The sequence below is a fragment of the Bacteroidales bacterium genome (assembly GCA_013141385.1).
Lineage (GTDB): Bacteria > Bacteroidota > Bacteroidia > Bacteroidales > Tenuifilaceae > UBA8529.
The window spans coordinates 40,502-60,208 of record JABFRB010000005.1; the positions used below are offsets into that span (position 1 = coordinate 40,502).

Genomic DNA, 19,707 nt, shown 5'->3' on the forward strand with positions numbered 1-19,707 from the left:
AACTTAAGAAAACTGATTAAATAATCTATGACAAAATTATAATTATATGCCTAAATAACTATGCTATTACGCATTTTGGTATTAATAGTACTTAATAATATTGTAAAGAGAATCTCTTTCAACAGGAGTTTTACCCGAATTTTTTATAATATCAGTAAGCATTTCAACGGTCATAGAGGGTTTTTGATCCTCTGCTCCTGCCATTGAGTAAATCTTTGTTGTATCATCAATTGTTCCATCAATATCATCAACCCCAAAAGAGATTGCTAACTTTGTATTTTGCTTCCCCAGCATTGGCCAATAGGCCTTAATGTGGTTGATATTATCGAAGAATATTCTAGAAACTGCAAAATTTCTTAAATCTTCAACCGTTTCTACCTCTCCAAGATAACCTAGTTTGTTATGTTGCGCCCTAAACTTTAAAGGAATAAAGCAGTTAAAACCTCCGGTTCTATCTTGAAGATTCCGAATAGCATACATGTGCTCAGCACGGTGCTTATAACTTTCGATATGCCCATAGAGCATTGTCGCATTCGAGGGCACTCCTTCTAAATGTGCAGCCTCATGAACCTCAAGCCATTGCCGGCCTGTAGCTTTATCGGAACATATTTTTTCGCGAACTTCGGGATCAAATATTTCAGCACCTCCTCCTGGAATGGAATCCAATCCATACCCTTTTAATTTCTTCATTCCTTCTCGATGGCTGAGATTTGCTTTTTTTATAACATACTCCAATTCAATTGCAGAAAAGGCTTTTACGTGCACATTGGGCAGCACTTTCTTGATGCTCTTAATTATTTTTCCATAGTAGCCAATATCCCATTTAGGATGAACACCCCCAACAACATGTACTTCGGTAATGCTTTTTCCTTCATAGCTTTCGGCAAGTTTTGCAATTTCATTTAGTGTCATCTCCCAACTCTCAGGATCACTTGCCGCTTTGTGGTATGAACAGAATTTACAATTGTAGATACATGTATTTGTTGGCTCGATATGAAAATTCTTATTAAAGTAGACGTGATTTCCATTTTTTATATCACGAACATAATTTGCTAACATACTTAATAAACCCAAATCAGCATTTTCATAAAGCTGAACAGTTTCGGAAATGGTTATTCGTCCTCCTTTTAATATTTTGCTCGATATTGAAGCTAATGGTTCAACGAACTTATTCTTTTTTATAAAAGCACTTAAATCTAAGTTTCTATGAGGATCCATTCTCTAACTATTTTTAATAGGAATACAAAAGTAGCCAAGATTTGTTCTGGAAAAGATAAAATAGTAGTAAAAGGTAAATTCTTTTTTATAGTGGAGTGAATTTGCAATAAAATAAAAAGGCAGGTCACAACCTGCCTTTCAAATGTTTTCCTATATGGTATTACCTTTTGTGACTTGGTTCGTCAGAAACAGTAAGTCTCTTTCTTCCTTTAGCACGACGAGCGGCCAACACTCTTCTTCCATTTGGGGTTGCCATACGCTCGCGGAAACCATGTTTATTTTTCCTCTTTCTGTTTGAGGGTTGGAACGTTCTTTTCATTGCTTTATGCTTTTATATTTTTCTACTACTTGTGATTTTCAATACAATAAGTTCATCACCAGAACTTTTTTTGAGACTGCAAAGATAAACTTTTTTTGAAAGTAAAAAAACATCAATCAAAATTCTATTTGCGGGGGACAAATATAATTGATTTTCCTTCAAAATACTCCTCTTCAAAAAAAAATTCAATATCCCACTTTGTTAAATCCTTTTTAAAAGGGGCAAGTTCTTCCTTTAAATCACCCCCCTTTAACGCTATAATTCCATTAGGAAGTTGATTTAAACCTCCCGGTTTAACAAGTTTCTGAACCCAATTAGCGATTGTTGATAAAGGGGCAACTGCACGGGTAATAACAAAATCGTATTCGCCATCTAATTCTTCTGCACGAGCTTTTAGAACCTTAACATTAGCTAAACCAAGCGATTGGGCTATTTCATTCGCCACAATAACCTTCTTTCCTATAGAGTCAATCAGGGTAAATTTACAGTAAGGGAAAAAAATTGCCAATGGAATTCCAGGAAAACCACCCCCAGTTCCAACATCCAAAATCTTCGTGTTTTTTGCAAAAGATATAACCTTTGCTATAGCTAGTGAGTGAAGAACATGGTGAATATAAATATTCTCAATATCTTTCCTAGAAATTACATTGATACGTAAATTCCAATCCCTATACAGTGGTTCAAGTTGCAGTAATTGCTGACGTTGAATGGAATTTAACTCTGGAAAATATTTGATTATTTGATTCATGGTTAAACTAATAATATCGAAGTAATTTATCTGACTTTTAGAAAAATTGCTATAGTCATGGGATAATTTGCTTTTATTGGTTGTCTAATAATGACTTTTTAGCTAATTTTCTAGTATTGTTTCAATTAATCAATGATATGGCAACCACTAGATTACAGCAAACAAATTCGGTTATTTAATGACGGGGACTATTTTTAAGAATATTGAAGAGTAGTTCACGAGCTCTGAACAACTGCGCTTTAACCGTTCCAATAGGAAGACCGAGTTCATCTGCTATCTCCTCATATGAAAACTCGCTAAAGTATCTTAATTCAATTAACTTACGATATCTTGGTTTGAGTTTTCCAACAACCTCTTGAATTAGTTTAATATTTTGCTCTTTGATCAGCTGCTCTTCAGGATCGAGGTTACTCGATTGTAAATGTGCGGTTGGGGATGAGATAGGGCCCTCCTGATCCTCCGCAGTATTGTCAATGGAAATAAGATTCGCTTTCTTTTTTCGGATAAAGTCGATACAATTATTTGTTGCTATTTTAAATAACCATGTGCTAAAAGCGTAATTTGGAGTGTATTGGTGGATGTTTTTAAATGCTTTTCCGAAAGCCTCAATTGTTAAATCCTCTGCATCACTCTTATTATTAACCATTTTCAGCAACATAAAGTAAATGGCATCCTTATATCTATCAAGTAATTCAGCGTAGGCCTTTTGATCACCTTGAATGGCTTGGTCTACCAATACTAGATCGAATTTGGCTTTTTCTGATAGATTAGAATTTATCTCCATGTTGGCTTCCGAGGATTTAAACGATTTAGTAATAATAACCCTCCATAGAAGAAGAGCGAATAGAAATCGTAAAATAGCGAAAGTAGCAATAATTTCTTTTCACTCAAACGATTCATCACTCCTTTTATTATTGATAGTTGCACTACCCACCGCAAAATGAAGGCGCTACCAATAACCCATGGATAGTAAACCATCGCTAGTAAAGCAATTGTAGAACCAAAAAATAAAATTCGGGAGGTAATTTCACCACTTAACATTATCTTAGATAATAGATTATATCTTTTTGAAGTCGTGAGGTGTCTACGCTTCTGATTCACCCATCGCTCATAGGTATCTCTGGGAATGGTTCTAGTATGCGCATCATGTCTAAATTCAACTCTTGTGTTAGAATCTTTTGCTACCTCATTGATAAACAGGTCGTCATCACCAGAACAGAGATGAGCATGTGAGGCAAATCCTTTATTCTTAAAAAACAGATCTTTTCTGTATGCCAAATTTCTACCTACACCCATGTATGGTCTACCGTTTAGTGCAAATCCCAAATATTGCATTGCTATAAATAGCCCATCAAATCGAATGATTTTATTTAAAAATCCTTTTTCCTCAAAAAAACCTCCATAACCTAATACAATCTCACAATTATCAGAAAACCCATCAGCTATTGATGAAAGCCACTTCTTACTATTGGGTCTACAATCCGCATCAGTTAAAACGAGCCAATCATTTTTAGCTGCTTTAATACCAACAGTTAGGGCTAACTTTTTGTTATGGGTAAATTTCTCATCCTGCTTTATTGTCGTTATCCGAAGGTTATCGTATTTTTTCGCAAGCGCTTCAAGCGTATATTCGCTATTATCAGACGAACAATCGTTAACAACAACTACCTCAAAGTCAGGATATTCCTGCTCCATAACGGAAGGCAAAAAGGATAATAAATTTTCCTCTTCATCTCGGGCGCAAATTATTACCGAAATAGGTAGTCTAGGTGTTAAATGCTCTTCCAATTTATTTTTGTGTAATACTACTTTTAGGTAAATTCCAAGATAGTAATATAGCTGAATTAGAAAGGAGATGATAAAAATTGAAACTAGTACTAATTCGTAAATAGTTGAATTTGAAATTATTTCTCTCACGGTAAAGTCTTATTAAAACGACGACAATGATATTAAACATTTTTGTGTTTACCAACATGAGTTTGTATTGTTAAATCAAGATTTGTTAATAGAAACAGCTTATAATATTAAATTGTTCGTTTTCATTGAATTATCAATATAGTATTGGCTGATCAAAGTCCTACTTTTTATTTCAGCAAAATTCTATATTTTAATAGATAATTCAACAATAAATTGTACCCTAATGATGAATTTGAAGCAAATTATTTTCAACAATGTTTTTAATTATCTTTGACCCTGAAAAATTGGGCTAATGGATTTTATACTTGAACATACTGACAGATCGTCAAAAGCTCGTGCAGGGAAAATTGCAACAGATCATGGTGAGATATTAACTCCAATTTTTATGCCTGTTGGCACGGTTGGAAGCGTAAAAGGTATTAATCATCAGGATCTGGAGAATGATATTAATGCTCAGATAATCTTAGGGAATACCTATCATTTGTACCTACGTCCAGGATTAGAGGTTCTTGAAGCTGCGGGCGGTTTACATAAATTTTCGAGCTGGAATCGTCCAATCCTTACGGATAGTGGTGGGTATCAGGTTTTTTCTCTTACCGAAAATAGAAAACTAACACGCGAAGGAGCCACGTTCCGTTCCCATATTGATGGCTCAAAACACAAATTTACACCCGAATACGTCGTTGATATCCAGCGAATTATTGGAGCGGATATTATTATGGCATTCGATGAGTGCCCACCGGGTAACTCCGATTTTGAATATGCACGTAAATCGCTTGATTTAACTCAGCACTGGCTCGATAGGTGCATTAAACAATTCGATAGTACTGAACCCAAGTATGGTTATGGTCAAACTATTTTCCCAATCGTACAAGGATGTGTATACCCTGATTTACGTCGCAGAGCAGCAGAATATATAGCTGAGTTAAACCGCGAAGGGAATGCGATTGGTGGCCTGTCGGTTGGAGAGCCTGCCGAGGTTATGTATGAAATGGTTGATGTTGTAAACGAAATTCTCCCTAAAGATAAACCTCGCTATTTGATGGGGGTTGGAACACCAGAAAACATCCTCGAAGGAATTGCTCTTGGGGTGGATATGTTTGACTGCGTTATGCCAACCAGAAATGGTAGGAACGGCATGCTTTTTACTAGTGAAGGGATTATAAATATTCGCAACCAAAAATGGAAGGACGATTTTTCATCAATTGATCCAAATGGTCTATCTTTTGTTGATATAAGATATTCCAAAGCATATTTAAGGCATCTATTTATTTCGGCTGAAATGCTTGGCCCACAAATTGCAAGTATTCATAATTTAGGATTTTACCTTTGGCTGGTAAAAGAGGCTCGCGAACATATTTTGCAAGATGATTTTGCAGCATGGAAAAATCAAATGGTTAAAAAATTATCAGCGCGATTATGAGAGAAAAATACAGATTAAAAACAATTGACTATTACATAATTCGTAAGTTTATTGGAACTTATCTGTTTGCTATTGCTCTTATAGTAGGTATTGCAGTAGTTTTTGATATTTCAGAGAAATTGGATGATTTCATGGAAAAGAAACCTCCACTGAGTTATATCGTATTCAAATACTACCTTAACTTCATACCCTATTTTGCTAACCTATTCAGCTCACTATTTACTTTTATTGCAGTTATTTTCTTTACATCGAAAATGGCCTATAACACTGAGATAATTGCAATTCTTAGCAGTGGTGTCAGCTTCAAACGGCTGATGTACCCATACTTTATTTCAGCAACAATTATCGCTGTCTTTTCATTTTTTCTCACAAGCTTTATTATACCGCCAGCAAATCGAGTGAGGCTAGATTTTGAGAATACTTACATAAAAAGGCCTTTTCAGAATAGCGATCACAACATCCATAAGCAGGTTCGCCCAGGGGTTTTTGTATACATGGAAGCCTATAACTCATTTAGCCAAACTGGCTATAAATTCTCTCTTGAACATTTTGTGGATGGAAAATTACAGTCAAAGCTAATGTCGGACTACGCACGATGGGATTCTACTAAGGGAAAATGGGCAGTTCAAAACTATTACATAAGAACATATCTTGCAGAAGGTCAGGATATTAAAAAAGGAGAAAGGATTGATACTTCTATCTTTATTACCCCCAAAGATTTTACAATGAGAACAAGCGTTGTTGAAACCATGAATCTTTTCCAATTAAATGAATTCATAGACCAACAGCGCCTTCAAGGTGCCGATACCATTGATGTGTTTTTAATAGAAAAACACAGCAGACTTGCATTCCCTTTCTCAACCTTTATTTTAACGTTAATAGGAGTATCCCTATCGTCCCGAAAGGTAAGAGGTGGTATAGGTTTACATATTGGTCTTGGTTTAGCTATTAGCTTCTCTTACATCCTCTTCATGCGATTCTCCACCATGTTTGCCGTTGGTGGTTCATTAACCCCACTCTCTGCGGTTTGGATCCCAAATATTCTATTTGCTATTATAGCAGTTGGGCTTTACAGAATGGCACCAAAATAAGATACGCAAAATCTGTTTTTCACATAACTATCCGCCAATATACCATATTATTTATTATTTTTGACAATATAATTAGCACCTAGTCGTACTAATTATCAATACGTATGTATTGTACGGATTAGTCCGAATAATATATTATATCATAAATAATATATAATATGCCCATTAATGATTCATTTATTTTTATTATTCACAAATTACTTCGCTCAAACAACTATGTTATTAATAAAAAAGAGCTGATTTTTCAATTAAACAGCAATCCATTTTATCCTAGTTTGCGAGCTGTTACAGGTTCTTTACAGCACTTTGTTAAAGAATGCTCTGCCATTGAAATTCCTGTTAACAAAACAGTTTTATGCCAATTACCTCATACTTTTATTGCCCAAACAAAAAGAGATGGACAGGAACTTTTTGTTTATGTAGAAAACAATGAGAATAACATTACTATTTATTACGACTCTTTAGATAAACAGAAACTTTCGCAGGAGAGTTTTCTGGAAATATGGACAGGAGTAATTGTAGCAATTGAAAAAAACCCATTGCCTTCAAATAAGCAGTTATCTAAATATCGGGAAATATCTGTTGGCGTTTTAATTATTATAGTCCTTGGTATATTTATCAATAGTAATGCTGGCATTTTTGAATTCTCCCATTTCTCACTTTCACTTTTAGGAATTGTTGTGTGCTGGTTAATTATTATGTATGAAATGGGTATACAATCGAACATCCTTGACAAAATATGTTTGGAGAATAATGAAGTATCTGGTTGTGATGCCGTAATGAATTCATCAGGGGCAAAGCTGTTTGGGGAAATAAAACTCAGCGATGTAGGTATAGTGTATTTTATGTCCTTATCCTTGATTTGGATGTTTTGTGTATTTTCTCATTCAAACCCAATAGGAATCGTTCTAATTTCGGGCATCGCAATACCATTTACAATTTATTCGATATTTTACCAGTTCTGGATTGTAAAAAAGTGGTGCCCATTATGCCTTTCTATAGTTGGCATTTTATGGTTACAAGCCTTATCCGTAATATTTTACAAGCACAATAGTTTATTATCCATGGAGAATAATTCTATTTTGATAGTATTATTCTCAATCGTATTTTCATCAATTTTATGGGGCTTTGCTGCTCCAAAAATCATAGCAGAAAAGAATTTCCATGAAATTAAAGCCAAGCACTATCGATTTAAACGAAATTTTTCTCTGTATAAAAAAATTATTGCCTCTAACCCAAAGGTAGATGCTAAAATCAAAGGGATTTCTGAAATCAGTTTTGGCAATAGAAATACTCCTCTTAATTTATGTTTCATCACCTCTCCTTTATGCGGCTATTGTAAGGAGGTGCATACCATGATAGGGAAAATTCTGACATTGGCTGATAATAATGTTCAAATTACAATACGATTTAATATAAATACGAATTCAACAAGCAGTTTTTCTGCTAGAATATGTAGTCGGTTATTGGAAATATTTCATGTATCGGGTGAAAGTAAATGTATGGAAGCTTTAGATGATATTTATGGTGATATAGCACCTGCTAAATGGATTCAAAAATGGGGAGAAACGGAGAATAGCAAATTTAATACTATCCTATTAGAGGAACGGAAATGGTGTTTAGATAACAATGTTGATTTCACCCCTGAAATTTTTGTAAATGGCAGGGAGTTCCCAAAGGAGTACGAAAGAACAGATCTATTGTTTTTTATCGAAGACCTTATTGAAAATCACGCTAATGATCAAATAAATCAAGAATTAATTACGGAAAAGCAATAACAATTGATTGATATCTAAAAATTTTACAGACTAAAACCGAGGGTGTCTATAAAGTTCCGAGGTAAAATAATAACAAATAACTTATGTTAAAAAATTTATTAAACATCGATGGTGCAAAACTTTTAAACAAAGTTGCACAAGAAAACATTAAAGGTGGTAAACCTGTACCAAGAATGTGTGCACTCGGCGGAATTTGTCCTCCAGGGTTTTGCTGTAAAAGTGGTGTTTGCATTGACGATACTCCAGGACCCGATGGGACTATTCCTGCATGTGATTCTTACTAGACCATAATCACTCAGAGGTTATCTTCAAAAAACAGAAGCAACCTCTTGTTTTGAATGAACTAAAGATACTATGGATAAAAATCCATAGTATTTTTAGTTATAGGCTTTTCTCCCAACCATCCAATATATTCTCAATAGCCTCATTTTATTCTAGCAACTCTTAAAAATTCAAACCAACTCTTCTTATATTCTTTTCATGCTATTCTTCACTATGTTTGCCGTTGGTGGTTAACCCCACTCTCTACGGTTTGGATTCCAAATATTCTATTTGCTATAAGAACGTCAGTTCGATGTAAGATGTCATCCTGAGCGAAGCAAAGGATCTAATTGCCTAAAACCCAGACATTTCTCCTCGTTCAGCATGACAAAGTAACAATCTAATAGTGAACTGAGAATCAATATATTATACTTACATCGAACTGACGTTATAATAGTAGTTGGGCTTTATAGAGTAGCACACCCAAATAAGGAAAATCTATTCTATGAATTCCAAATTGATTTACAATTTAGGTGCTTGAATTCCTGAATAACCAAATATCCTAACAAAATATCGCAATTTGCGATATTCCAAAAATTTGAGAAAAGGTGATGTATATGAAACATGCCTCAATTTGAATGTTTTCTAATCAATCCTTTTAAAACATCCTCCTTAACGATACATTAAAATGATTTTTGTATTTCCACCTTACTTTTATGTCTCCTCAAATGCAGCATCTGACTTAGGATCAATTCATAGGATATAGGCGACCTTCAATCGATTCAACTACACTCAAAGTTTCAATAGCGTTCTCGATACCAAAACTTAAAGCTGATTTTTCAGATATTTCTTGTATGTAAAGTTCCAGGTTTGCCATGAATCCTTCATCATTAAGCAGAAATTCTGGGGTTCTTAGAATATCCTCTTTAAATGCCAAACTATAAATAGGCAATTCTTTAAAATACCCATCTTCGCCGGAAAAGAAGCGTAGCATACATTTCTCTGGCTCATTTACCCTTGTTAAACTTAATGCTATTACGCTGCCATTATCATATTCCAATCGAAGGTTAATGGCTTTGGGTGATTTAGTAAAAAGAGGCAAACCGTTAACTCTGAGTTTTCTCAAGCCACATGGTTTTATTCTAATAAAAGAGGCAATATCATATATCAGCATTCGCAAAAAAGCATCATCACTTATAGCTAAACCTGCATCTCGGGTGAGCTGTAACATAAAGTAATTACTTATAATTTCATCTTGTTTTATTAAGATTTCACCAGCACAGCCAAAACCAACTGGAACGCCTATTTCAAGAGACAATTCATTGACTTCAATTAGTCCTGAATGGGTGTAATCAGGAAGGCTTGCTAAAAAAATATTCACCCCTCTTCTAAGCACTTTAGCTGCAAAATTTAAATAGTTGGAGCTGTCAAGAAATACGAATGCCACATCTATTTGAACAAGGAGTTCATCCTCCGACTCAAAAGTCAATGGTTTTGAAACTATTGATCTATCATGATTTTTGAAGAAAGCCCCAACCAATTCGAAGTTATTGCTCTTTGCTATTTTAAGCAATAATTCTATACTGACTGGATATTGAAAAAAGAAGCCTGCTTTCATCTGTATAAATTTTTATAAAAAATTAATATAGTATTAGTTATCATTTTGCTTGGTATTCTTTATCAACATGGACATTTCATAATCTTATTTATATTTCAATAAAATCAATACATTTTTTTTATCGTTAAATATTCAATTAATTTTTCTTACACAAACTTATTCCAAATTACTTCAAACAAGAGGAGTTTTCAACTCTTTTTATCAACTAAATAGTAACACCCTAAAATCTTAAAACTCCTGTTATCTTTGCAATGATAATTATTGCTTAATAGCCAAGATGCAGGATTCATACAGACATAAAGGGCTCAGAAAGAATTTGGTTGAAGAAATTAGGTTGAAAGGAATTTCTGATCAACGAGTTTTAGATGCAATAAATCGTGTGCCTCGCCATTTCTTTATGGATAGCGGTTTTATCAACTTTGCATATAAAGATTCTGCTTTCCCTATTGGTGCTGGACAAACAATATCACAACCCTACACGGTTGCTTTTCAAACCCAACTATTGAGCATTCAACCCCACGAAAAAGTGCTCGAAATTGGTACCGGTTCAGGGTATCAAACAGCAGTTCTTATTGAAATGGGGGCAAATGTTTTTACCATTGAAAGGCAAAAGGAATTATATTTAAAAGCAAAAGCGTTGCTTGAAAGAATGGGTTATCGTCCACATCTCTTTTATGGGGATGGATATCTTGGAATGCCTAGCTACGGGCCTTACAATAAAATTATTATCACTGCCGGAACGCCTGAAATCCCTGAGAAACTAATTGAACAACTGGATATTGGAGGGAAATTAATAGCTCCTGTTGGTGACAATACTAGTCAAGTAATGACTTTAGTAGAAAAAATTAGTGCCACTGAAAGTAAGATAACTAAGCATGGAAACTTTATCTTTGTTCCCTTATTAAAAGGGGTAAAACAATAGTATAAATTTAACATAATGGTACAAATCAAGCAGTTAATTCTTAATCCTTTTCAAGAGAATACTTACATTATTTACGATGAAACCAAAGAAGCAGTTATTATTGATGCTGGTTGTCATACCCAGTCGGGTATTGATGAGGTTAAGAATTTTGTCGGTAAAGAAAATCTAAAGATTAAGTACTTATTAATCACACATGGACATATCGACCATATTATAGGGCTTCAACCACTTAAAGAAATATATCAAGTTGAATGTCTCGCTCATGCCGATGAACTTGCACTGATTAAATCAATTCCTGCACAGGCGCTTATGTTTGGATTTGAGATGGATAAAGCACCAGTAATTGACAAAACTTTTAAGGATGGCGATAAAATTACTTTTGGAAACTCATGTATTGAAGTAATACATACGCCCGGTCACTCAAAGGGTGGAGTTTGCTTTCTGCTTCGTGAGCCAAAAATTCTTATCTCTGGTGACACCCTTTTCCAAGGATCTATTGGTCGAACTGATTTAGGAGGAAACTATGAAACATTAATTTCGAGTATTATTAATAAACTTATTCCGTTGGGTGACGATGTTGTGGTCTACCCTGGACATGGCGATTCCACAACTGTTGGGTATGAAAAAAAGCACAATCCGTTCCTCCGATAGCAACAATTACAAAAAACTTTTTCTAGAAATTGATATTTCTCAACTTTTATCAGCAATCCTTTTTTTAATTTTACATCACATTTTGAACTATTTTCAATTAAACTATAAATTCAAAAATAATGATAACTGATTCCTTTGTTTCACGTCATATTGGTCCTCGCGACCACGAATTAGATGAAATGTTAAAAGTTATTGGCGTATCAACGCTTGATGAACTTATTAACCAAACAGTTCCAACCAATATACGCTTAAAAAGACCTCTCAACCTACCTGCTCCGATAACTGAACATGAGTACTTAAACAAAATCAATGCTTTAGCAGCAAAAAACAAGATTTTCCGTTCTTTTATTGGCTTGGGATATTATGGTACTGCGACTCCAGCAGTAATCATGCGCAATATATTTGAAAATCCAAGTTGGTACACTTCATATACTCCATACCAAGCAGAAATTAGCCAAGGTCGTTTAGAGGCTTTGTTAAACTACCAAACCATGGTTATGGATTTAACAGGTATGCAAATTGCCAATGCCTCGCTTCTTGATGAATCAACCGCAGCTGCTGAGGCAATGATTATGATGCATAACCTTCGTAGTCGCCAAGCAGTAAAGGATGGTAAGAATGTAATTTTTGTTGATAGAGATATCTTCCCACAGAATCTTGAGGTCATCATTACACGTGCAAAACCGCTGGGAATTGAAGTGGTAACAGGATGCTACAGCCAATACACCTACACAGGAAAAGAATTTGGTGCAATTGTTCAGTATCCATCAGCCAAAGGAACTGTTAGAGATTATGCAGAATTTACAACCAAAGCTCACGAAGCAGGTGTTCTTGTTTCTGTAATCTCAGATCTTTTAAGCCTTGCCCTTATTACACCTCCTGGTGAATGGGGAGCTGATATCGTTGTTGGATCAACCCAACGATTTGGTGTTCCAATGGGATTTGGCGGTCCTCACGCTGCATTCTTTGCAACTAAAGATGAGCACAAACGCAGTATGCCGGGTCGTATCATAGGTGTTTCAATCGATAAACATGGCAATAAAGCGTTACGTATGGCTTTGCAAACCCGCGAGCAACACATCAAGCGCGAACGTGCAACCTCAAACATCTGTACAGCACAAGCACTTCTTGCCACAATGGCTGGCATGTATGCTGTATATCATGGACAAGAGGGAATTAAGAGAATTGCTTCATACACCCATAGTGCCGCAGTAATTGTTGCTACCGAACTAACAAAATTAGGCTACACACAGAATGTAAGAAGTTTCTTCGATACTCTTGAGATTTCTCTTCCAGCATCAGTGAGTTTAAACACAATTAAAGAAAAAGCACTTGCAAACAAGTTGAATTTCTTCTATAAAGAGAACGGTAGTATTGGTATCAGCTTCGATGAACTAACCAACGTTAGTGATATTAACTGCATTTTAACTGTATTTGCCGAAGCAAATGGCAAAAAAGCAACAGCAATCACCGCAATCGTTGAATCAAACCAAATACCTGCTAACCTAAAACGTAAAAGCAGCTATTTAACTGAGAAGGTATTCAACATGTTCCACTCCGAAACCGAAATGATGCGGTATATCAAGAAGTTGGAACGTAAAGATATCTCCCTAACCCATAGTATGATTTCATTGGGTAGCTGCACTATGAAACTTAACGGTGCTGCTTTAATGTTGCCACTTAGCCGTGCAGAATTCGGAAGCATCCACCCATTTGTTCCAGTGGATCAGGTTGCTGGTTATATGGAGATGATTCACGATTTAGAAAAATATTTAGCCGAGATAACTGGTTTTGCAGCAGTTTCGCTCCAACCAAACTCTGGTGCAGCTGGTGAATATGCTGGATTAATGGTTATCCGTCAGTATCATATCGATAGAGGCGACACGCATCGTAATGTTGCTCTAATTCCTGCATCTGCGCATGGAACAAACCCTGCAAGTGCTGCTATGGCAGGCATGGAGGTTGTAGTTGTTGCCTGCGATGAAAAAGGGAATATCAACGTAGATGATTTAAAGGCAAAGGCAGAACAGCTTAAAGATAAACTTTCATGCTTTATGGTTACCTACCCATCCACTCACGGGGTATTTGAGTTCAAAATTCGCGAGATGATGGATATTATTCACAAGAATGGTGGTCTAGTTTACATGGATGGTGCTAACATGAACGCACAGGTTGGACTTACCAGCCCAGGCGAGATTGGTGCTGATGTTTGCCATCTCAACTTACATAAAACCTTTGCAATTCCTCATGGTGGTGGTGGTCCAGGTGTTGGTCCAATTGCTGTTACAAAGGAACTTGCTCACTTCCTTCCTTCACACCCTGTTGTAAGAACTGGTGGTGATAAGGCTATTACCGCCGTTGCCGCTGCTCCTTACGGAAGTGCAAGTGTTCTGCCAATTACCTATGGATATATCCTAATGCTAGGTGGCGAAGGTTTAACAAACGCTACCAAGTGGGCTATTCTAAATGCAAACTACATGGCCACCCGCCTAAAAGGACATTACAGCGTTCTTTACACTGGCGAAACTGGACGTGTTGCACATGAGATGATCCTCGATTGCCATCATTTTAAGGCAACCTACGATGTTGAAACAGGTGATATCGCTCGTCGTTTGATGGATTATGGATACCATGCTCCTACCCTATCATTCCCTGTTCATGAAACTTTAATGGTAGAACCAACCGAAAGCGAATCCAAGCAAGAACTAGACCGCTTTGTTGATACTTTAATTACCATTAAAAAAGAGCTTGATGATATTAAAGATGGCAAAGCCGATAAGGTTGATAACGTAGTTAAGAATGCTCCTCACACAGCCACCGAAGTTACTGCCAATGAGTGGAACCATACCTATGGTCGTCAGAAAGCAGCATTCCCACTGCCTTGGATTGCTGGGAATAAGTTCTGGCCAGCAGTTGGAAAGATAGATTCTGGTTATGGTGATAGGAATTTAGTATGCTCATGTGCTCCAATTGAGGAATACTTGTAGCAAATACGAAAAAAGAGTTCCGAACTTTCAAAAAGTTCGGAACTCTTTTATTTTGTGGGTTTTCCCTCAACCCAAGACCTTTTGGGGTCGATAGACCCGAAAGAGTCTAAGATTGTTAAAACCTTATTTTCAGACATTAGTAGAAAATTATTGTTTATACGAAATTTCAACCTTATTAAAAAAGCTCAATATATGTATAAAAAAATATCATAATTAACACACCAGATCCGAACTTTTAAAAAGTTCGGATCTCTTTATATTTGGGGAGTATAGATAACTTCTTTTATAAACTTGAGTAAAGCAAAATCCTCTTAGTTTTGCTATAGAGCACCTACTAATTTCTCTAATTGATCAAAATAAGAAGGAGTCATATTTCCAATTACCAAAGACTCGTAGTAATTTCTAATAGTGCCTTTCATATTTTCATTAATACAATTTTTATCTTCTTTAATTGATGTTGTAAAATGAATTACTGCAGATAACTTGTAATAATCTGGGGTATGCTCGGAGGTTAAGACAAATAAATACAATGTGTTTATTGGCAATTCATCATTGAATTTAAGTCTTGTCAAAATATTTTTCGATTCCCTATTAAGATCCTCTATCTTTTTAACGTTTTTTTCAACATCATTCCGCAAGTAATCAATAGAGGAGTTGTAAATAGAGTAAAGCCCAATAATTGATAATCCAATAATTATACCCACAACCACAATTAAGAGGTTAAGATAATTTTTAACAACTATTTCATCAACATTCTGAATTTTAAAGTGATATGAAATATTCAGTACCAGTGCTGTAAAACTTAGGATAATTGCTATAAACAGTAATATGTAGTAATTCTTTTGTTTCATAACTTTATATTTTTTTTAGCCAGGTCAACAAGTTGATTATCGTTTGTTCCATCTTTCTTCTCTTTATAATGCACGTTTCCTCCCCATGGTTTTGTAAAGATTGCAGTATGCCTTGTCCATACTACTATAGGTATTCTTTTATCTCTTAGTTCCTTCTCATATAGCACCCATCCCGTCTCCAACCCACCGTTGGTCTCTTCAACTGAATAAGGGTAATTGGGCATTATAGAGTCCAAAAAGATCAGATCAAAAGAAATTCCCGATTCGTTCAGTAAGTATTTGGCAGCACTTACGCTACCTGCAATTTCAACCTTATAATGCTTTTTCAGTTCCGTAATGAGTCTGTGAATCATATCCGCTTCATCCTCAATAATTAAAATGTTTTTGTTTCCCATAATGTAATGTTTACTCAAGTTTATATTATCTATTTTTTTATGCTAACAGTAAATTTAATATGTGAAATCGGTTCTTTCAAATAGAGAGTTGCCATTTCTTCGAACAAAATATTGTTTTCTTTCCTATATGCAATAAATTCTTTGATCAACTCATTATCCCGAAGTCGGAAAACACTGTATTTATTATATTTTTCAATTATATCAGGTGGAATAGGAAGTGATAACTCTTCATAGTCTTTTTTCCCTTCTTTTGTAAAACAATTCAGCAGAGACATTCTTTTCTCATTTGATTCAATTTCTTTAAGAGCCTTATGTAGTCCTATGATTCCAAAAATATTATAATCAAATAAATCATTGTCCGCCTCAGCAATAACTGTTCCACCATGCGCTTCAACTATTCGCTGTACAAGAGAAAGACCTAAACCAGTACCTGTCAAGCATTTTTCTGTAGCTTTCTTTCCCCTGAAATTTTCTTCCCAAATCCTATTACTATCATCATCTGGAATGGCTATTCCCATATTCTCTACAATTATTTTATATTCATCACCAGTGCTTATCATTTTAATAATCACACATGTACCCAAAACGGCATATTTTACTGCGTTATTTACTAAATTGATAATAGCCGTTTGAAACAGTTGGTGTACATATATAGTGTTTTCGTATTTTGAATCATCATTAAAGATAACTCGTACATCTACCCCGCTTTTTCTTGCATCAGCCCTAAAAATGTCCAGTGATGACATAAGAAATGTTTTAAGATTAAGAGCTTCTCTTGCAGAATTTGCAGTTTCTCCATCAAAATTCTTCATTTTAGCATACTGAGAATAATTTCTTATAATAGAAGCTGCTCCGGATATTCTGTAAACTAAATTATTAATATGGTCTCTTTTACTTATTTTTTGATATTTAAGCTCCTCAATAATTGATTTTGCATTTTGAGTTATTACCTCCGTTTGTGCGGGTAATTCGTGATTAAGTTTACTTAAAGTTCCATCAGATATTTTGTATTGTTTTAAAATTTGAATAGAAAGGCTAATGATATCCGAAGCAGTTGATGCAATATCGAAATGATAATACAGAAATGATGATCCTTTATCCTCTCCATCAATACTTTTTATCTTATTGATAAGTTCTATAAATCCTACGATTTCTTTTTTATTATCCAGAATTGGAATAAGCATTGATGAATAGATGGGCTCTGTATCGTTATAAATAAAATCTCTTTTAGAATAAATAAAAGGGGAAGTCTCAACATTGTCCTTCTCTAAAGATGTCCTATAATTATCAAACCAAATGCTAAAATTAGGGTATCTGCTTGATAAATCTGCCATACAGATATTTGGCGGAATGGTTATTTCCTCGTCAAACACTTTTTTAAGTGTAGTACCTTCATATAAGTAAATAAGGCATTCTTTACACCTAATTGAATTTCTTATTATTTCACATGCATTTCTATAATACTCTTTTTCCTTTTCAATAATAAAACCTGTTTCCTGAATAAGTTTTTCCCTTAATTTCCTTTGCATGTTTTGAATTACAATATATTGGCTCGAAAAAATTGTCCTAGAAACGGTTTCCAGAAAATTAAAGCTATTATAATATGAGTAACTTTTTTCATCAAAATAAAGCGTCAAAAGTCCAAAATAATTTAATTTATTCTTATCAAAAGGAAAAATTGGAACTAAAACTAAAATATCTGATTTACACAAATTTTGTGATTCAAGGAATACATCAAAATTGGTAAATTGATCATTTACTGTTGGAAATTGTTTCGGATCAATAATATCATTAAATTTAAGTTCCTCACCTCTTTTCATTTTATCATAAATACTTTTTATATAATCGTAAAAGCAATGCTTTTTTCCATCATGAACTTCATTACGGTCAATAATGTAAGGTGTTGATTTTACTTGCTCCTGTGATTTCCCCAAAAAATTGGAGGTATGTTCTTTTTCTAAAAAAATATCCTCTGGGTTATTGTCATTTAACGACCAAAGCGAGGCGTAAACTAAATGGCTATGTCGTTGGTTTGTTTCATCACCATTATCTACAAATAAATGTTTTAATGCATCAAATACTTTTTTATTCTTTTCAATTATACTATCAACATTGATTACAATTGACAAGTCGTTTATGAACTGGTTTAATCTTTTGTCGGCATCCTTTGTCGTTTTCATTGTTATGAAAACACTTAGAATATCTGAAAGACTTTTAAGTTGATATTCATTAACAGTAACATTATCCTTATTTGAAAATAATACTAAAACTGCATGAAGAATTCTTTTTTCACTATTATCAGAGTACTTATCCTTAATATATACAGGAAGAAAATATTCTGAATTATAACCAGTAAGAATTTCCTCATAATACCTATTTAATTCATTTGTCTTATTGTTTTTAAATAGATCAACGTCTTTAATTGAAATATAACATTTGTCATATTCTTTGTTTATAAATTTCTTAGCCACATAAATAATCAAACCCTCGCCATCCCTAATTTCACCATTAAGATCTAAATCAAGTTTCTTAATATGCTCGTTTATACTAGTTTTTAAATTTTCAATTTCTGGAGGATAAAAATCGTAACAATTTATAGTATTTCTAAACTCATTACATGAAAAGTAGCAAGCAGCTTTAAAACTATCATCATTAGCTACAATAAACTGTAAGGCATCTGGTAGAGTTTGCTCTTCAATCCTTGGAATATTTATAAAATTTGTAATTAACTTTTCACTTATTAAGTACATAGAATAGAGGATTTTAAATTCATATCTAAATTACTATATTTTTCTAAAAATGTTACTCTTAGGTTATTTATTTTTAAAAGATATAGAACCATACATTAATTTAATATGATTGTCCACAATAATTCCCACCAAAGAATAAATAATCCAAAATGTCATTGCCTTTCGGCGAACTCGCACAACTTGTCCCGATATTCTTTATCGGGAATACGCTCGGTTTCTGCGAACCATTAGCTCATGAGCGAAGCGAACCGAGCTTGCGAGTTCACCGAAGGTAATAATGCAGGAACTGACCAAAGAGAACTCAGCCGAGCTAATCCCTAACTTACAGGAATTAAACCTTAACTCACATATAACTAAAAATGAAAAAGAGTTCCGAACTTTTTAAAAGTTCGAAACTCTACAGTTTAGCAATAAATAAATTATGATTGTCCGCTATAATTCCTAATCAGGAATAAACAACCCAAGTTGTCATTCCTGCGAATGCAGGAATCCCGTTCTTTATAATCTAGATTCTGGGACTTCGCCCAGAATGACAAGGGGATCATTTTAGATATTAGGTATAATAGAGGATATTCATAAAATAAATTATCCTCTTCCTTATCAAATTTTGGAATTTTAAAATCCACAAAATAATTTAGGCATTACATTACAGGTTTTGAGGGCTCTTCTAAACTTGGGAACTCTTTTTTACCATTAATGAATTACCCGTAAGCTAAATTTGGCTATTCTTTTATTTTTTGATTTTTCATAACCTGAGTGGGATAATTTCCCATTCGTT

At 34.5% G+C, this 19,707-nt stretch carries 16 protein-coding genes; 7 read left to right on the top strand and 9 right to left on the bottom strand.

Features of this window, described 5'->3' with window-relative positions:
- Positions 1–81: 81 nt before the first annotated feature.
- The 5 genes from HOO91_03965 to HOO91_03985 all read right to left on the bottom strand — a co-directional run bounded on the left by HOO91_03965 (position 82) and on the right by HOO91_03985 (position 4,202).
- Positions 82–1,218 carry a CofH family radical SAM protein gene (locus HOO91_03965; GenBank protein NOU16694.1) on the bottom strand — a complete coding sequence of 379 codons (1,137 nt, stop codon included), beginning with the start codon at positions 1,216–1,218 and terminating at the stop codon, positions 82–84.
- A 160-nt stretch (positions 1,219–1,378) separates the two neighbouring features.
- Entirely contained in the window at positions 1,379–1,537 is a 159-nt protein-coding gene (rpmH, locus tag HOO91_03970) for a 50S ribosomal protein L34 (protein NOU16695.1), read from the bottom strand.
- A 124-nt stretch (positions 1,538–1,661) separates the two neighbouring features.
- Complete coding sequence (gene rsmG, locus HOO91_03975; protein ID NOU16696.1) at positions 1,662–2,285, bottom strand: 16S rRNA (guanine(527)-N(7))-methyltransferase RsmG; 624 nt, start codon at positions 2,283–2,285, stop codon at positions 1,662–1,664.
- 175 nt (positions 2,286–2,460) lie between these two features.
- On the bottom strand, positions 2,461–3,069 hold the full coding sequence (locus tag HOO91_03980) for a sigma-70 family RNA polymerase sigma factor (GenBank protein NOU16697.1): 609 nt from the start codon (positions 3,067–3,069) through the stop codon (positions 2,461–2,463).
- Entirely contained in the window at positions 3,060–4,202 is a 1,143-nt protein-coding gene (locus HOO91_03985; protein NOU16698.1) for a glycosyltransferase, read from the bottom strand. The genes HOO91_03980 and HOO91_03985 overlap by 10 nt, the downstream gene beginning before the upstream one ends.
- Positions 4,203–4,494: 292 nt before the next feature.
- Here HOO91_03985 and tgt point away from each other — a divergent pair, with 292 nt between their 5' ends.
- The 4 genes from tgt (at position 4,495) to HOO91_04005 (ending at position 8,778) form a co-directional block, all read left to right on the top strand.
- Positions 4,495–5,625 (top strand): tRNA guanosine(34) transglycosylase Tgt, encoded by a 1,131-nt coding sequence (tgt, locus tag HOO91_03990; GenBank protein ID NOU16699.1) that lies wholly within the window; start codon positions 4,495–4,497, stop codon positions 5,623–5,625.
- The gene (locus tag HOO91_03995) at positions 5,622–6,716 is read left to right on the top strand and encodes a YjgP/YjgQ family permease (GenBank protein ID NOU16700.1); all 1,095 of its coding nucleotides are present in this window, start codon (positions 5,622–5,624) and stop codon (positions 6,714–6,716) included. The genes tgt and HOO91_03995 overlap by 4 nt, the downstream gene beginning before the upstream one ends.
- Before the next feature lie 158 nt (positions 6,717–6,874).
- A complete protein-coding gene (locus tag HOO91_04000; protein NOU16701.1) occupies positions 6,875–8,494 on the top strand; it encodes a hypothetical protein in 1,620 nt (539 codons plus the stop codon).
- A gap of 83 nt (positions 8,495–8,577) precedes the next feature.
- Positions 8,578–8,778, top strand: coding sequence for a hypothetical protein (locus HOO91_04005; protein ID NOU16702.1), 201 nt, complete (start codon positions 8,578–8,580; stop codon positions 8,776–8,778).
- Positions 8,779–9,503: 725 nt separating this feature from the next.
- Here HOO91_04005 and HOO91_04010 read toward each other — a convergent pair.
- Positions 9,504–10,373, bottom strand: coding sequence for a hypothetical protein (locus tag HOO91_04010; protein ID NOU16703.1), 870 nt, complete (start codon positions 10,371–10,373; stop codon positions 9,504–9,506).
- Positions 10,374–10,650: 277 nt separating this feature from the next.
- Here HOO91_04010 and HOO91_04015 point away from each other — a divergent pair, with 277 nt between their 5' ends.
- From HOO91_04015 to gcvP, 3 genes are all read left to right on the top strand, one after another.
- On the top strand, positions 10,651–11,295 hold the full coding sequence (locus tag HOO91_04015) for a protein-L-isoaspartate(D-aspartate) O-methyltransferase (protein ID NOU16704.1): 645 nt from the start codon (positions 10,651–10,653) through the stop codon (positions 11,293–11,295).
- A gap of 15 nt (positions 11,296–11,310) precedes the next feature.
- The gene (locus tag HOO91_04020) at positions 11,311–11,946 is read left to right on the top strand and encodes an MBL fold metallo-hydrolase (protein ID NOU16705.1); all 636 of its coding nucleotides are present in this window, start codon (positions 11,311–11,313) and stop codon (positions 11,944–11,946) included.
- Positions 11,947–12,065: 119 nt separating this feature from the next.
- A complete protein-coding gene (gene gcvP / locus HOO91_04025; protein NOU16706.1) occupies positions 12,066–14,933 on the top strand; it encodes an aminomethyl-transferring glycine dehydrogenase in 2,868 nt (955 codons plus the stop codon).
- A 320-nt stretch (positions 14,934–15,253) separates the two neighbouring features.
- On the opposite strand, the gene HOO91_04030 is transcribed toward gcvP, so the two are convergent.
- The 3 genes from HOO91_04030 to HOO91_04040 are packed head-to-tail and all read right to left on the bottom strand — an operon-like array spanning position 15,254 to position 18,929.
- Positions 15,254–15,784 (bottom strand): hypothetical protein, encoded by a 531-nt coding sequence (locus HOO91_04030; protein ID NOU16707.1) that lies wholly within the window; start codon positions 15,782–15,784, stop codon positions 15,254–15,256.
- A complete protein-coding gene (locus tag HOO91_04035) occupies positions 15,781–16,179 on the bottom strand; it encodes a response regulator (GenBank protein NOU16708.1) in 399 nt (132 codons plus the stop codon). Before HOO91_04035 ends, HOO91_04030 begins: the two co-directional genes overlap by 4 nt.
- 29 nt (positions 16,180–16,208) lie before the next feature.
- Positions 16,209–18,929, bottom strand: coding sequence for a sensor histidine kinase (locus HOO91_04040; GenBank protein ID NOU16709.1), 2,721 nt, complete (start codon positions 18,927–18,929; stop codon positions 16,209–16,211).
- Positions 18,930–19,707 lie beyond the last annotated feature (778 nt).

Bases quoted from the DNA above. Each gene is read 5' to 3' on its own strand.
- HOO91_03965 (NOU16694.1), bottom strand. From the start codon at position 1,218: ATGGATCCTCATAGAAACTTAGATTTAAGTGCTTTTATAAAAAAGAAT.
- rpmH (NOU16695.1), bottom strand. From the start codon at position 1,537: ATGAAAAGAACGTTCCAACCCTCAAACAGAAAGAGGAAAAATAAACAT.
- rsmG (NOU16696.1), bottom strand. From the start codon at position 2,285: ATGAATCAAATAATCAAATATTTTCCAGAGTTAAATTCCATTCAACGT.
- HOO91_03980 (NOU16697.1), bottom strand. From the start codon at position 3,069: ATGGAGATAAATTCTAATCTATCAGAAAAAGCCAAATTCGATCTAGTA.
- tgt (NOU16699.1), top strand. From the start codon at position 4,495: ATGGATTTTATACTTGAACATACTGACAGATCGTCAAAAGCTCGTGCA.
- HOO91_03995 (NOU16700.1), top strand. From the start codon at position 5,622: ATGAGAGAAAAATACAGATTAAAAACAATTGACTATTACATAATTCGT.
- HOO91_04000 (NOU16701.1), top strand. From the start codon at position 6,875: ATGCCCATTAATGATTCATTTATTTTTATTATTCACAAATTACTTCGC.
- HOO91_04005 (NOU16702.1), top strand. From the start codon at position 8,578: ATGTTAAAAAATTTATTAAACATCGATGGTGCAAAACTTTTAAACAAA.
- HOO91_04010 (NOU16703.1), bottom strand. From the start codon at position 10,373: ATGAAAGCAGGCTTCTTTTTTCAATATCCAGTCAGTATAGAATTATTG.
- HOO91_04015 (NOU16704.1), top strand. From the start codon at position 10,651: ATGCAGGATTCATACAGACATAAAGGGCTCAGAAAGAATTTGGTTGAA.
- HOO91_04020 (NOU16705.1), top strand. From the start codon at position 11,311: ATGGTACAAATCAAGCAGTTAATTCTTAATCCTTTTCAAGAGAATACT.
- gcvP (NOU16706.1), top strand. From the start codon at position 12,066: ATGATAACTGATTCCTTTGTTTCACGTCATATTGGTCCTCGCGACCAC.
- HOO91_04030 (NOU16707.1), bottom strand. From the start codon at position 15,784: ATGAAACAAAAGAATTACTACATATTACTGTTTATAGCAATTATCCTA.
- HOO91_04035 (NOU16708.1), bottom strand. From the start codon at position 16,179: ATGGGAAACAAAAACATTTTAATTATTGAGGATGAAGCGGATATGATT.
- HOO91_04040 (NOU16709.1), bottom strand. From the start codon at position 18,929: ATGTACTTAATAAGTGAAAAGTTAATTACAAATTTTATAAATATTCCA.